The organism is Microbacterium sp. LWO12-1.2 (assembly GCF_040675875.1).
In the GTDB taxonomy this organism is placed as follows: domain Bacteria; phylum Actinomycetota; class Actinomycetes; order Actinomycetales; family Microbacteriaceae; genus Microbacterium.
Genome location: NZ_JBEGII010000001.1, coordinates 1,571,997 through 1,585,754 on the forward strand (window position 1 = coordinate 1,571,997; position 13,758 = coordinate 1,585,754).

Below are 13,758 nucleotides of genomic sequence, written 5' to 3' on the forward strand. Positions count from 1 at the left end.
CCAGGATCGGAGCATGACGACCGCGGGAAGCGGTCAGACGGCCGGCTCGAACCAGGTGCCGATCTCGGCGCCGGCCAAGGCCTTGTCGACCAGGTCGGCACTGGTGACGAGTACGCCGATCCCCGACGCGGCAGCGAGCCGGGCTGCGGACACCTTGGTCGCCGCTCCCCCGGTTCCGACGCTGTTCACGACGGTGGCACCGAACTCCAGCCCGCTCAGATCCGCATCCGCGGCGATGATGTCGATCGGCTCGGCACCGGGATCGGTGGGCGGCTTCGTGTACAACGACTCGATGTCGCTGAGCAGGATCAACGCGTCGGCCTGGATCAGCTGTGCGACGAGAGCGCCGAGACGGTCGTTGTCGCCGAACCGGATCTCCTGCGTCGCGACCGTGTCGTTCTCGTTCACGATCGGGAGGACGCGCAGTCCCATCAGCCGTTCCATCGCTCGGCGCGCATTGCTGCGCGACGTCGGGTTCTCGAGATCACCGGTCGTCAGCAGCACCTGGCCGGCGACGATCTGGAAGGGCCGCAGAGACTCCTGATACCGGTACACGAGCATCGTCTGGCCGACCGCCGCGGCGGCCTGCTGCGTGGCGAGGTCGGTGGGCCGCGCATCGAGCTGCAGGAACGGAATACCGGTGGCGATCGCACCGGACGAGACGAGCACCACCTCGGCGCCGCGCGCGTGCGCAGCAGCCAGCGCCTCGACGAGCACCGGGATGCGCCAGGATGACTCACCACTGATCGAGGACGATCCCACCTTCACCACGATGCGTGACGCGGTGGCGAGATCGGCCCGCGATCGTGCGGTCACTCCTCGTCTCCCCGGTAGGCGGCGAGACGCTGAGCTTCCACCTCTGCTCGGGCTTCGGCCTTGGCGTCCATGCGCTCGTAATAGGTCTCACGACGCTCGGAGGTGGTGCGGCGCGCGTTCGGGGCGAGTCGGGGGTCGGTGCCTCGCGGTGCCGTCATGAGCTCGGCAGCCGAGGTCATCGTCGGCTCCCAGTCGAACACGATGCTGTCGGCTTCGCCGATCACGACGGTGGAGCCCTGAACGGCTCCGACGCGGAACAGCTCATCCTCGACGCCGAGACGCTCCAGGCGGTCGGCAAGGTAGCCGACGGCCTCCTCGTTCTGGAAATCGGTCTGCTGCACCCAGCGCACCGGCTTCTCACCGAGGACGCGGTACACGTTGCCGTACGTCCCACCCTCCACGCGGATGCTGAACTCCTTCTTGGAGCGGCGGGGACGGATGACGATGCGCTCGGGCACCTCGACGACGGTCTCGGCGCGGTGCTTCTCGACGATCTCGCCGAGAGCGAAGGTCAGCGGACGCAGTCCCTCATGCGAGATGGTCGAGATCTCGAACACGCGGAATCCGCGAGCCTCGAGGTCGGGGCGCACGAGCTCGGCGAGATCCCGCGCCTCTGGCACGTCGATCTTGTTCAGCGCGATGAGCTGCGGGCGCTCCAGAAGCGGCGTCTGCCCCTCCGGCACTTCGTAGGCGGCGAGTTCGCCGAGGATCACGTCGAGGTCGGAGATCGGGTCGCGACCGGGCTCGAGCGTCGCGCAATCGAGCACGTGCAGCAGCGCGGAGCATCGCTCGACGTGACGAAGGAACTCGAGGCCGAGGCCACGGCCTTCGCTGGCGCCCTCGACGAGACCGGGAACATCGGCGACCGTGTAGCGCGATTCGCCGGCCTGCACGACACCGAGGTTCGGGTGCAGCGTGGTGAACGGGTAGTCGGCGATCTTCGGCCGTGCGGCCGAGATGGCGCCGATCAGGCTCGACTTGCCGGCGGACGGGTAGCCGACCAGCGCGACGTCTGCCACGGTCTTGAGTTCGAGCACGACGTCGCCCTCGTACCCGGGCGTGCCGAGCAGCGCGAAGCCGGGGGCCTTGCGCTTCGGCGATGAGAGCGCGGCATTGCCGAGACCGCCCTGACCGCCGGCGGCGACGACGAAGCGCTCCCCCGGCACGATCATGTCGATCAGGACCTTGCCGTCCGGGGACTTGACGACGGTTCCGACCGGCACGGGAAGCTCGAGGGTCTCCCCCATGAACCCTGCACGGTGGTCGCCCATCCCGGGGCCGCCGTTCCCTGCGGAGCGGTGTGGCGAGTGGTGGTACGACAGCAGGGTGCCGGTCTGGGTGTCGGCGACGAGCACGACGTCTCCGCCGTCGCCGCCGTTTCCGCCGTCAGGACCGCCGAGCGGCTTGAACTTCTCGCGGTGGACCGAGACACAGCCGTTCCCGCCCTTGCCGGCGCGCAGATGCAGCGTCACGGTGTCGACGAAGCTGACCATGTCGAGTTCCCCTCAGATACACGGACGGGGCGAGCCGAAGCCCGCCCCGAACCGGATGATTATGTGTGTCGTGCTGCGATTACTCGCCGGCGACGACGATGTTGATGACCTTGCGGCCACCCTTGGCGCCGAACTGGACCGCGCCTGCGGCCAGAGCGAACAGCGTGTCGTCTCCGCCACGGCCGACGTTCACGCCGGGGTGGAAGTGCGTGCCGCGCTGGCGGACGATGATCTCGCCGGCGTTGACCTGCTGGCCACCGAAGCGCTTCACGCCGAGGCGCTGTGCGTTGGAGTCACGACCGTTACGGGTGGAGCTTGCGCCCTTTTTATGTGCCATGTCCTGGTCTCCTCGGTCTTTACTTGATGCCGGTGATCTTGACGCGCGTGAGCTCCTGGCGGTGGCCCTGACGCTTCTTGTAGCCGGTCTTGTTCTTGTACTTCTGGATGATGATCTTCGGGCCGCGGAGGTTGCCGATGACCTCAGCCGTGACCTTGACCTTCGCGAGCTTGTCAGCGTCGGTGGTCACAGAGGTGCCATCGACGAGCAGCACGGCTGCGAGCTCGATGTTCTCGCCCTGGGCAGCCTTCACACGATCGAGCTGAACGATCGTGCCGACCTCGACCTTCTCCTGCCGCCCACCGGCGCGCACTACTGCGTAAACCACTTCATACCTGTTTCGTTGGGGAGCAAATCGCTCCGAGAATCTCACGGGAAGACTGTTGCTTGCATGCACCGCGGGCGGCGGGTGCGAACGCAAGGCTCTCCACTCCGACCGACGAGGACGGGGCGGCATACGCACCAAGGGACTACTTTACCGGATGGCGGACCCTGCCGCAAAGTGAGCCGCGGGGTGTGTCCGGCCATAGGCTGACAATATGACGATACTCGTCGACGACCCGCTCTGGCCCGCCCACGGTCGACTCTGGGCGCACCTGGTCAGCGACGACAACCTGGACGAACTGCACGCTTTCGCGCGTGCGCACGATGTGCCCGCGCGCGCGTTCGACCTGGACCACTACGACGTGCCGGAGGAGATCATCCCCCGGCTCCTCACAGCCGGCGCTCAGCACGTCGGCGGCAAGGAGCTGGTGAGGCGACTGATCGCCTCAGGACTCAGGGTCCCCGCCCGCGACCGGCGCTGAGCTCTCGCCGTTCACCGACACCGGGGTTCCGGTGAGGGCAGCCGTGCTGACCCGACGACGTCCACGACCCTGACCGGGCGCCTTGGGCTCGGGGAGAGCATCCAGCACCGAGTCGAGCAGCTGTTCGGCGGGCGACTTCGGTCCGTTGCGGTCCGCTCCCCGCTTCTTGCGAGCCTTCTTGGGGCGCTCGGCCTTGGCCGGAGCCTCGGTCGCGACATCGGGGAGCTCGACCGCGACCTCAGCGACCTCGGCGTTCGGGGCGAGCGTCGAAGCGGCGATCTGCGCGAGCGCGGACTTCGCCCCCTCGGGGATGCTGTGCGTCACCGTCGCCGCGGGCGGGGCGCTCTGGTTCTGACCGCCGCCGTTGCCGTTCCCGGAGCCGCCGCGCTGGCGGCGTCCGCTCTGATTGTTCCCGTTGCCCTGGCTGCTGCCGTTGCTGCTCCCGTTGCCGTTGGAGCGGTGCTTCACGACGGGGTCGTGGTGCACGATCACACCGCGACCGGCGCAGACCTCGCAGGCCTCGCTGAAGGTCTCCAGAAGACCCAGTCCGAGCTTCTTGCGCGTCATCTGCACGAGGCCGAGCGAGGTGACCTCGGCGACCTGGTGCTTCGTGCGGTCCCGGCTGAGGCACTCGATCAGTCGACGCAGCACGAGGTCACGGTTCGACTCGAGCACCATGTCGATGAAGTCGACGACGATGATGCCGCCGATGTCGCGCAGACGCAGCTGGCGGACGATCTCCTCCGCAGCCTCGAGGTTGTTCTTGGTGACCGTCTCCTCCAGGTTGCCGCCGGAGCCGACGAACTTCCCGGTGTTGACGTCGACCACGGTCATCGCCTCGGTGCGGTCGATCACGAGCGAGCCGCCGGAGGGCAGCCAGACCTTGCGGTCGAGGGCCTTCTCGATCTGCTCGGTGATGCGGAACGCGTCGAAGGGGTCGGTCTCGTCCTCGTAGGAGTCGACACGCTCGAGCAGGTCGGGAGCGACGCTCTCGAGGTACGCGCGGATGGTGCGCTGAGCCTCTTCGCCCTGGATGAGCATCTTCGTGAAGTCCTCGTTGAAGACGTCACGGACGATCTTGACGAGCAGGTCAGGCTCGGCGTGCAGCAGCGCAGGGGCCTGCTGGTTCTCGACCTGCTTCTGGATGTGCTCCCACTGGCTGGTGAGACGCTGCACGTCGCGGGTGAGCTGGTCTTCGGTCGCGCCCTCGGCCGCGGTGCGGACGATCACGCCGGAGGACTCCGGCAGGACCTCCTTCAGGATGCGCTTGAGGCGGGCACGCTCGTTGTCGGGGAGCTTGCGGCTGATGCCGTTCATCGATCCGCCGGGCACGTACACGAGGTAGCGGCCGGGCAGCGAGATCTGACTCGTCAGACGCGCACCCTTGTGGCCGACGGGGTCCTTGGTGACCTGCACCAGCACGCGATCGCCGGGCTTCAGAGCCAGCTCGATACGGCGGGGCTGGTTGCCGGTCTCGACGCCGTCCCAGTCGACCTCGCCGGAGTACAGCACCGCGTTGCGGCCGCGACCGATGTCGACGAACGCGGCCTCCATGCTCGGCAGCACGTTCTGCACGCGACCGAGGTAGACGTTCCCGATGAGCGATGCGTCCTGGTTGCGGGCGACGTAGTGCTCGACGAGGACGCCGTCTTCCAGGACGCCGATCTGGGTGCGGCCGTTCTTGGAGCGGACGACCATCATGCGGTCGACGGACTCGCGACGGGCGAGGAACTCGGCCTCGGTCACGACCGGACGACGACGACCGGCATCGCGACCGTCACGGCGGCGCTGCTTCTTCGCCTCCAGACGCGTGGATCCCTTGATGGCCTTGGGCTCGGTGATGTACTCGACAACGCGCTGACGCGGGCGCGGCTCTTCGCGCTGGTCGTCTCCGTCGGAACCTCCGCGGCGGCGACGGCCGCGGCGAGCCGAGGTCGACTCCTCCTGCGGCTGCTCGCGATCGGCGATGCGGTCGAAGATGCGCTCGGAGCGCTCGGGGCGCGCAGGCAGCGGGACGATCGCCGGTGCGTAGAAGTGGAGCTGGGTGGAGACCTGCGAGACGAAGACCTCGGGCAGCAGACCCAGCGAGACCGCGGTGACCGGAGCAGGAGCGGCAGGCTCCTCCACCGGCGCGGGCGCCTCTGCGGCCGGAGCCTCTGCTGCCGGGATGTCCTCCGCAGGAGCCTCCTCCGCAGCGGGAGCTTCTTCAGCGGGAGCTTCTTCAGCAGGAGCTTCCTCAGCAGCAGGAGCTTCCTCCGCAGCGGGAGCGGCATTCTCCTCGACGGAGGCGCTCACCTCTTCGACGGTCGCGCCGGAATCCGCGGAGCTTTCCGCCGCTTCTTCTGACACGCCCTCGGCCTCGGGAGCCGTGGGCTCCGTCAGCTGTTCCGCGGCGTCAGCCGGGAAGTCGAGGGTAGGGGTGTTGTTGTCATTGTTCTCGTCGGCCATCTCTGGCTTGCTCCCTGCGCGGGCACTAGGTGCTCCGCGAAATCTCATGCGTCACCCGCGGGTGTCGCGAACTCATTCGGTCTGCGACCGGCTCATGGCTCTGATCGCTGGGGCATGGGGCCCCGAAGTCTGCGTCAATACGTGTGACGGCGGCGCCGCTCATCGCATCACAGGCCATTATCGCACCATGTGGCCGTGATCGTGGCATCTCGTCTCCGACTCGGTGTTTTCTCCGGTGCGTTCACGCCACATCCATAGCAGCCGCTGAGATAATCCACATATGAGCGAGCAGCGCACCCGCCCCGTCATCTATGCCGTCTGGCTGATCATCGCGAGTGTGATCGGCTGGTTCGCCGCCTTTCAACTCACGGTCGAGAAGTTCGCTCTCCTGGAGAACCCGCAAGAAGCCCTCTCCTGTGACCTGAGCCCGTTCATCCAGTGCAGCACCAACCTCCAGTCCTGGCAGGGCTCGGTGTTCGGATTCCCGAACCCGATCATGGGGCTCACCGGCTGGATGGCGCCACTGGTCGTCGGCGTCGCGATCCTGGCGGGCGCGCGCTTTCCGCGCTGGTTCTGGGCGGCATTCGGCGTGGGGATCACCTTCGCCTTCGGGCTGGTCTGCTGGCTGATCGGACAGAGCCTGTACGAGCTCTTCGTCCTGTGCCCGTGGTGCATGGTCACCTGGGCTGTGACGATCCCGACGTTCTTCGCGACGATCGTCCACCTGACCCGCAACGGCACATTCACGAGCAACGAGAGGGTGCGGGCAGGTGCCGACAAGCTCATGCCCTGGGTCCCGCTCGCGACGATCGTCGCCTATGCCTTCATCATTTTCCTCGCGCAGCTCCAGGGTCTCGACTTCCTCGGCGAGATGGCCAAGCTCCTGTTCTGATCCGCCCCTGAACGACGAAGGCCCGCCCACTTCGCAGTGGGCGGGCCTTCGTGTGAATGGGCTCAGTCGAACCAGATGCCGAGCTCGCGCGCGGCGGACTCGGGGCTGTCGGAGCCGTGCACCAGGTTCTGCTGCACCTTGAGGCCCCAGTCGCGACCGAAGTCGCCACGGATCGTTCCGGGTGCGGCGGTGGTCGGGTCGGTCGTGCCGGCGAGCGAACGGAAGCCCTCGATCACGCGGTTGCCCGCGAGACGGATGGCGACCGAGGGGCCGGACAGCATGAACTCGAGGAGAGGCTCGTAGAACGGCTTTCCCTCGTGCTCGGCGTAGTGCTCGGCGAGCAGGTCGCGATCCGGCTCCACGAGACGGATGTCGACGAGCGCATAGCCCTTCGCTTCGATGCGGGCGAGGATCGCGCCGGTCAGGCCGCGCGCGACGCCGTCGGGCTTGACGAGGACGAGGGTTTCTTCGGTGGCCATGTCATTCACTCTCTGTCTGAGTCTCTGTCGAGGGCTCGGCGGGACGTCGTGCGTCCAATCGGGCCCCTCCGATGGTGGCATACGCCCACATGCCGCCGAAAATCACGACGACAAGCAGGATGGCGGGAACGAGGATGGCGGAGAGGGCGACGATCACCTGGATCACCCATCCGGCGGTGATCGCCCAGGGTTTCGCCGCCATACCGGCGACGGCGATGCAGGCGAGCGCCAGGACGGCACCGCCCACGATCCCCCACCACTGCTCGATGCCTGCAGGCAGTGCCTTCAGGCCGAACACCGTGAGCCCGGCGAGGAACACGACGATCGCCTCGAAGCCGAGGACGATCGGCGCCAGCTTCTGCACGAGGGTGCGCGGCGGGCGAGGAGCCCGGGCGGGAGTCGCATCCGCGCTCATGCGCGCCACCCCGATTTCCAGTCCTCTTCCTCCGACAGCGCGATCGCCTCACCGGCGAGCACGACGGAGCCGGCGATGACGACCGCACGACGATCGGAGGATGCGGCCCACTCGCGGGCGGCATCCGCGGCCTCGGCCAGGGTGTGGTGCACGGTGGCGCGGCGGCCGGTCTGCTCGACGAGGTCGGCGATGGCATCCGCCTCGCTCGCCCGGTCCGAGTCAGGTGCCGTGGCGAACACGTGCGCGACGCCCGGCGCGAGCTGCGCGACGATGCCCGCCGCGTCCTTGTCGCTCAGGACGCCCAGCACCAGGCCCCACTCGTCGAAGTCGAAGCTGTCGTCCAGCGCCTGCGCGAGCGCGTGCGCACCGTGCGGGTTGTGGGCGGCATCCACGACCACCGTGGGAGCGATGCCGAGCAGCTGCAGACGTCCAGGGGACGTCGTCCCCTGCAGCCCGTCCGAGATGATGTCGCCTGCGATGCGCTGGGAGGCGCCACCGATGAGGGACTCGACCGCGGCCACCGCGAGTGCCGCGTTGTGGCCCTGATGCGCGCCGTACAGCGGCAGGTACTCCTCGGAGTACTCACCCGCGAGTCCGCGGATCGAGATGAGCTGACCGCCGACGGCGAGCTTCTGATCCGTGAGACCGAACTCCCCGCCCTCGAAGGCGATGGTCGCGTTGCGCTCGGCGGCGACGCGGCGCAGCACCTCTGCGGCCTCTGCAGGCTGCTGGGCGGAGACGACCGCCGCTCCCTCCTTGATGATCCCGGCCTTGACCTGCGCGATCTCGGTGATCGTGTCACCCAGGCGATCCGCATGGTCGATGTCGATCGGCGCGAACACCGCGACGTCGCCATCCGCGGTGTTCGTGGAGTCCCACTCCCCGCCCATGCCGACTTCGAGCACCAGCACGTCCACGGGCGCATCCGCGACCGCGACGAAGGCGAGCACCGTGAGCAACTCGAAGAACGTCAGCGGTTCTTCGCCGTCCGCCTCCAGCTCGGCGTCGACGATCCCGACGAACGGTTCGATCTCGTCCCAGGCGTCGGCGAACGCCGCATCGGCGATCGGCTCGCCGTCGATCAGGATGCGCTCAGTGAAGCGCTCCAGGTGCGGGCTCGTGAACAGTCCGGTGCGCAGCTCGTGCGCCCGCAGCAGGCTCTCGATCATGCGCGCGGTGGAGGTCTTGCCGTTCGTGCCGGTGATGTGCACGACGCGGTAGGTGCGCTGCGGATCGTCCAGATACGCCAGGATGCGCGCAGTGCGCTCCTTGCGCGGCTGCACCCACCGCTCCCCCGCGCGGCTCAGGAGAGTCTCGTAGACGGCATCCGCCCTGTCCTTGTCGCTCATGCTCCTGCTCCGATCCGGCTGACGGCGATCGTGAAGTCCTCGCGGTTGGCGTACGTCCCCTTGGGGATCACGGCCGTGAACTCGGCGAACGGCAGTTCCGCGTCGCCGCGCAGCAGCGAGTGCTCCAGGGCGAGCGTCTCCCCCGCGACCTCGGCGATCTCGAACGCGGCCGCGACGGCATCCGCATCCTCATCGCTCGCGAAGCGCAGGTCCAGACGGATGCGGTCGCTCACGTCGAAGTCCGCGTTCTTGCGGGTCTCCTGCACGGCACGGATGACGTCGCGCGCAAGGCCCTCGGCCTCCAGCTCTGGAGTCGTCTGCGTATCGAGCAGCACGAAACCGCCCGTCGGCACGATGGCGAGAGCCTCGCCCTCCGGCCGTCCGGTCGTCTCGAGCACCAGCTCGTACTCCGACGGCTCCAGCGTGATGCCCCCGGCTGTGACAACACCGTCGGTCTCGGACCAGTCGCCGGCCTTGGCCGCCTTGATCACGGTCTGCACGTTCTTACCCAGACGCGGACCTGCCGCGCGAGCGTTGACGCTCAGACGATGGTCGATGCCATACGACACCGCAGTGTCGTCGGCGAGCGGCACGAGCTCGACGGACTTCACGTTGAGCTCCTCGCGGAGGATGTCCTCGAACTGTCCGAGGGAGGCCGCGAGCGGCGAGACGACCGTGAACCGGGCGAGAGGAAGCCGCACGCGCAGCTTCTCCTTCTTGCGCAGCGCGTTGCCGACGCTCGACAGCTCGCGCACTGCATCCATCGCGTCGCGGATCTCGTCCGCTGCGGGGAACTGGGAGTCATCCGGCCAGTCCGTCAGGTGCACGCTGCGGCCACCGGTGAGTCCCTGCCAGACGCGCTCGCTGATCAGCGGTACGAGCGGCGCGGCGACACGGGTCAGCGTCTCGAGCACCGTGTACAGCGTGTCGAAGGCTTCACGGCTCTTCGGATCCTCGGTCACGCCGACCCAGAACCGATCGCGCGAGCGGCGGATGTACCAGTTCGTCAGCACCTCGGCGAAGTCACGCAGACGAGCCGCAGCGGTCGTCGAGTCGAGACCCTCGAGGTCGATGCGCACCTCGCGCACCAGATCGCCGAGCCGGGCGAGGATGTAGCGGTCGAGCACGTCGGTGGAGTCGGTGCGCCACTCGGCCTCATACCCGCCGCTGGGCTCGGTCCCTGAGCGTGTCGAAGGGTCCGACGCATTCGCATACGTCGCGAAGAAGTACCACGAGTTCCACAGCGGCAGCAGGAACTCCCGCACACCGGAGCGGATGCCCTCCTCGGTCACTGCCAGGTTGCCACCACGCAGCACCGAGCTCGACATCAGGAACCAGCGCATCGCGTCGGAACCGTCGCGGTCGAGCACCTCCGACACATCCGGATAGTTCCGCAGCGACTTCGACATCTTGTAGCCGTCACTGCCCAGGACGATGCCATGGCAGCTCACGCCCGTGAAAGCGGGGCGATCGAACAGCGCGGTCGACAGCACGTGCATCACGTAGAACCAGCCACGGGTCTGACCGATGTACTCGACGATGAAGTCGGCGGGCGCGTGCGTGTCGAACCACTCCTGGTTCTCGAACGGGTAGTGCACCTGGGCGTAGGGCATCGAACCCGAGTCGAACCACACGTCGAAGACATCTTCGATGCGACGCATCGTGCTCTTGCCCGTGGGGTCGTCGGGGTTCGGGCGCGTGAGGTCGTCGATGTACGGCCGATGCAGGTCGACCTCGCCCTCGGGGTTGCGGGGCAGCGTCCCGAAATCGCGCTCGAGGTCCTCCAGCGAGCCGTAGGCGTCGACGCGCGGGTACTCCGGGTCGTCGCTCTTCCAGATCGGGATCGGCGAACCCCAGTAGCGGTTGCGGCTGATCGACCAGTCGCGTGCGCCCTCGAGCCACTTGCCGAACTGCCCGTACTTGACGTTCTCCGGCACCCAGGTGATCTGCTCGTTGTTCGCGAGCATGTCGTCCTTGATGTCCGTCACACGGATGAACCAGCTCGACACGGCTTTGTAGATCAGAGGGTTCCGGCAGCGCCAGCAGTGCGGGTACGAGTGCTCGTAGCTCTGCAGGCGGATCAGACGTCCGTTCTCGCGGATCAGGCGCACGAGCGGAGTGTTCGCGTCCATCCAGAGCTCGCCGGCGACATCGGTGACGTTCGGGAGGAACCGTCCACCGTCGTCGAGCGACAGGATCGTGGGGATGCCTGCCGCACCCGCGACGCGCTGGTCATCCTCACCGTAGGCCGGAGCCTGGTGCACGATGCCGGTGCCGTCGCTGACCGTGACGTAGTCGTCGACCAGGATGCGCCAGGCGTTCTCGGTGCCGTAGGTCTCGGTGTCGGCGTAGTAGTCGAACAGGCGGTCGTATGTCACATCCTGCAGTTCCGCGCCACGGACCGTCGCATCGACCGCGGCGAGCGCGTCGTCGACACTCTCGTAGCCGAGGTCCTTGGAGTACCCGCCGAGCAGTTCGCGTGCGAGCAGGTAGCGGTGTGCCGATGCCTCGACCGCGGCATCCGTCGTCCCTGCCGCCTGGTGCACATCGGCCGCGCCGTTCGGACCGGCCGGCAGCACCACGTACTCGATCTCGGGCCCCACGGCGAGCGCGAGGTTGGTGGGGAGGGTCCACGGCGTGGTCGTCCACGCGAGGGCGCGCACTCCGGTGAGGCCGAGCGCCTCGGCCTTGGCCCCGGTGAGTGGGAAGGTGACCGTGACGGACGGGTCCTGGCGCATCTGGTAGACGTCGTCATCCATGCGCAGCTCGTGCGCGGACAGCGGAGTCTCGTCGCGCCAGCAGTACGGGAGCACCCTGTAGCCCTCGTAGGCGAGGCCCTTGTCGTACAGGGTCTTGAAGGCCCAGAGCACGCTCTCCATGTACCCGAGGTCGAGTGTCTTGTAGCCGCGCTCGAAGTCGACCCACCGCGCCTGGCGGGTGACGTAGTCCTGCCACTCGTGCGTGTAGGTGAGGACCGAGTCCTTGGCCTTCGCGTTGAAGACGTCGATGCCCATGGCCTCGATCTCGCTCTTCTCGGTGATGCCCAGCTGCTTCATCGCCTCGAGCTCGGCCGGAAGACCGTGGGTGTCCCACCCGAAGACCCGGTCGACCTTGTGGCCGGTCATGGTCTGGAAGCGCGGGAACACGTCCTTGGCGTACCCGGTGAGCAGGTGGCCGTAGTGGGGCAGACCGTTGGCGAAGGGAGGACCGTCGTAGAACACCCACTCGGGCGAGCCCTCGCGCTGCGCGATCGAGGCGCGGAAGGTGTCATCCTTCTCCCAGAACTCGAGCACCTCCTCCTCGATCTGGGGGAAGCGGGGGCTGGGCGCGACGGAAGCGGCGGCGGGGCCGAAGGAGGAGGTCCCTGAGCTGGCCGAAGGGCGGGGGTAGGTCATCGTGTCTCGCAGTGGTCGTCGTGGCGGATGCTCCTGCGAGGACGACCCTCGCGGACCGCGGTACCACCTCGCGTGCCACGCCTTGCGACGCGACCACTCTCACTGCGGCTGTGACGGGCCTGCCCCGCTCGGTTCTACTGGGTCCGTTTCCGGACTGTTCTTCCGAGAGCTCCCCGGTGATGCCGGATCGATGCTCGTGCTTCCAGTGTACGCGCGTGTCGCGCTTCGGAGTTCTGCCGCATTCAGGAAGGTTTCGCAGCCGGTGGTCCGAGATGCTGCAGAACTCCGAAGTCACGCCCGCGGCACGCGGTGGAGTCCTTGCGCGACAGCGTGCATGATCACGTCCTGCACGACGTGCCACTGCTCCATCACCTGCTGATACCCCACGCGGATGACGTGGTAGCCGAGCATCTTCAACTCGGCATCGTGGCGGATGTCTTCGGACCGCTGGGCGCCGACGTGAGTCGAGCCGTCGATCTGCAGCACCAGGCGATCGCCGATTAGGGCATCCACCCGATGCCCTGCTATCCACGTCTGGAAGTACAGAGGAATCCGCAACCAGCGCAATCGGAGGCGCACGTATGTCTCGAGTCCTGCGTCAGCGAAGGGCCAGGCATCTGCGAGCAGATCTCGAGCGACTGCCTTCAGCGGCAGCCTCTCGAAGGCGGCACGCTCCACCAGTCCTCTGTTGAACGCAGACTCCCACGTGGCGAGGGCGCGCTCTCTCCGCTCACAATCCGCGACGATGGCGAGTACGTTCTCGATGGAGTCGACGAGCGAATCCGGATCGCGCGGAATCAACGGCCGCGCCCAGTGAACGCGCACTCCATGGTCCTTGCGCACGGCGGCTCGGGGCGCCGCTCCGACATGGCAGAAGCCGTCGTCTTCGTGCACCCAGAGGCCCAGCCGGCGGGCCTGCGTGACGCAGGTGAGCACCACTCCTCGTCTTGCCGCCTCGATCAGCATCGGATCTGCCTGCGGAAGAGCAATCCAACCCTGTCGCACCGCGAACACCGCCGAACCGGCCACTGCATGCGCGATGTCGTATCGGCTGATTCCTCGCGCACGAAGCGCGGAGGTCTGGGCGACACCGCCCAGCTTCATGACCTCCTGGATGAGTCGGGGTGTTCGTGTCGGCATCCATCGACCATGCCGCGTCCTGATTCACCTCCCGTACCCGTATGCCGCACGTGGCACACCCGCAGCCCTAGCCGCTTTCTGTGCAGGACAAGTGATTCTCGGACTTCTGCCGTATCTCGGAGGACTTTGGGCGTGGCGGTCCGAGATGCTGCAGATCTCCGAACCCACGCAGCAGCTGCCCGTGTCGG

General features: G+C 67.4%; 12 protein-coding genes. 2 read left to right on the plus strand and 10 right to left on the minus strand.

What is annotated here, in order from left to right; genetic code table 11:
• Positions 1-33: 33 nt before the first annotated feature.
• The 4 genes from proB to rplU all read right to left on the minus strand — a co-directional run bounded on the left by proB (position 34) and on the right by rplU (position 2,974).
• Positions 34-816 carry a glutamate 5-kinase gene (proB, locus tag MRBLWO12_RS07510; RefSeq protein WP_363554181.1) on the minus strand — a complete coding sequence of 261 codons (783 nt, stop codon included), beginning with the start codon at positions 814-816 and terminating at the stop codon, positions 34-36.
• A complete protein-coding gene (gene obgE / locus MRBLWO12_RS07515; protein WP_363554183.1) occupies positions 813-2,309 on the minus strand; it encodes a GTPase ObgE in 1,497 nt (498 codons plus the stop codon). Before obgE ends, proB begins: the two co-directional genes overlap by 4 nt.
• Positions 2,310-2,388: 79 nt before the next feature.
• Positions 2,389-2,646 (minus strand): 50S ribosomal protein L27, encoded by a 258-nt coding sequence (gene rpmA / locus MRBLWO12_RS07520; protein ID WP_141871721.1) that lies wholly within the window; start codon positions 2,644-2,646, stop codon positions 2,389-2,391.
• 19 nt (positions 2,647-2,665) lie between these two features.
• The gene (rplU, locus tag MRBLWO12_RS07525) at positions 2,666-2,974 is read right to left on the minus strand and encodes a 50S ribosomal protein L21 (RefSeq protein WP_170198084.1); all 309 of its coding nucleotides are present in this window, start codon (positions 2,972-2,974) and stop codon (positions 2,666-2,668) included.
• Positions 2,975-3,185: 211 nt separating this feature from the next.
• Here rplU and MRBLWO12_RS07530 point away from each other — a divergent pair, with 211 nt between their 5' ends.
• Positions 3,186-3,452, plus strand: coding sequence for a DUF4031 domain-containing protein (locus MRBLWO12_RS07530; protein ID WP_363554185.1), 267 nt, complete (start codon positions 3,186-3,188; stop codon positions 3,450-3,452).
• Here the strand turns inward: MRBLWO12_RS07530 and MRBLWO12_RS07535 are convergent.
• A complete protein-coding gene (locus tag MRBLWO12_RS07535) occupies positions 3,417-5,900 on the minus strand; it encodes an Rne/Rng family ribonuclease (RefSeq protein WP_363554187.1) in 2,484 nt (827 codons plus the stop codon). The two genes, MRBLWO12_RS07530 and MRBLWO12_RS07535, sit on opposite strands and share 36 nt — an antisense overlap.
• A 280-nt stretch (positions 5,901-6,180) precedes the next feature.
• On the opposite strand from MRBLWO12_RS07535, the gene MRBLWO12_RS07540 reads away from it, so the two are divergent.
• Positions 6,181-6,792, plus strand: a complete 612-nt coding sequence (locus MRBLWO12_RS07540) for a vitamin K epoxide reductase family protein (protein WP_363554189.1) — start codon at positions 6,181-6,183, stop codon at positions 6,790-6,792.
• A 62-nt stretch (positions 6,793-6,854) separates the two neighbouring features.
• Here the strand turns inward: MRBLWO12_RS07540 and ndk are convergent, their stop codons facing one another.
• From ndk to MRBLWO12_RS07565, 5 genes are all read right to left on the minus strand, one after another.
• A complete protein-coding gene (gene ndk, locus MRBLWO12_RS07545) occupies positions 6,855-7,271 on the minus strand; it encodes a nucleoside-diphosphate kinase (protein ID WP_017830321.1) in 417 nt (138 codons plus the stop codon).
• Position 7,272: 1 nt separating this feature from the next.
• Positions 7,273-7,686 (minus strand): DUF4233 domain-containing protein, encoded by a 414-nt coding sequence (locus tag MRBLWO12_RS07550; protein ID WP_363554191.1) that lies wholly within the window; start codon positions 7,684-7,686, stop codon positions 7,273-7,275.
• Complete coding sequence (locus MRBLWO12_RS07555) at positions 7,683-9,035, minus strand: bifunctional folylpolyglutamate synthase/dihydrofolate synthase (RefSeq protein ID WP_363554193.1); 1,353 nt, start codon at positions 9,033-9,035, stop codon at positions 7,683-7,685. The genes MRBLWO12_RS07550 and MRBLWO12_RS07555 overlap by 4 nt, the downstream gene beginning before the upstream one ends.
• Positions 9,032-12,430, minus strand: a complete 3,399-nt coding sequence (gene ileS / locus MRBLWO12_RS07560) for an isoleucine--tRNA ligase (protein WP_363554195.1) — start codon at positions 12,428-12,430, stop codon at positions 9,032-9,034. The genes MRBLWO12_RS07555 and ileS overlap by 4 nt, the downstream gene beginning before the upstream one ends.
• Before the next feature lie 291 nt (positions 12,431-12,721).
• Positions 12,722-13,570: an endonuclease domain-containing protein gene (locus MRBLWO12_RS07565; protein ID WP_363554197.1), complete on the minus strand. Its 849-nt coding sequence runs from the start codon at positions 13,568-13,570 to the stop codon at positions 12,722-12,724.
• Positions 13,571-13,758: the final 188 nt, after the last annotated feature.

Coding starts and splice junctions, on each gene's coding strand:
- obgE (WP_363554183.1), bottom strand. CDS start 2,309: ATGGTCAGCTTCGTCGACACCGTGACGCTGCATCTGCGCGCCGGCAAG.
- rpmA (WP_141871721.1), bottom strand. CDS start 2,646: ATGGCACATAAAAAGGGCGCAAGCTCCACCCGTAACGGTCGTGACTCC.
- MRBLWO12_RS07530 (WP_363554185.1), top strand. CDS start 3,186: ATGACGATACTCGTCGACGACCCGCTCTGGCCCGCCCACGGTCGACTC.
- MRBLWO12_RS07535 (WP_363554187.1), bottom strand. CDS start 5,900: ATGGCCGACGAGAACAATGACAACAACACCCCTACCCTCGACTTCCCG.
- MRBLWO12_RS07540 (WP_363554189.1), top strand. CDS start 6,181: ATGAGCGAGCAGCGCACCCGCCCCGTCATCTATGCCGTCTGGCTGATC.
- ndk (WP_017830321.1), bottom strand. CDS start 7,271: ATGGCCACCGAAGAAACCCTCGTCCTCGTCAAGCCCGACGGCGTCGCG.
- MRBLWO12_RS07550 (WP_363554191.1), bottom strand. CDS start 7,686: ATGAGCGCGGATGCGACTCCCGCCCGGGCTCCTCGCCCGCCGCGCACC.
- MRBLWO12_RS07555 (WP_363554193.1), bottom strand. CDS start 9,035: ATGAGCGACAAGGACAGGGCGGATGCCGTCTACGAGACTCTCCTGAGC.
- ileS (WP_363554195.1), bottom strand. CDS start 12,430: ATGACCTACCCCCGCCCTTCGGCCAGCTCAGGGACCTCCTCCTTCGGC.
- MRBLWO12_RS07565 (WP_363554197.1), bottom strand. CDS start 13,570: ATGCCGACACGAACACCCCGACTCATCCAGGAGGTCATGAAGCTGGGC.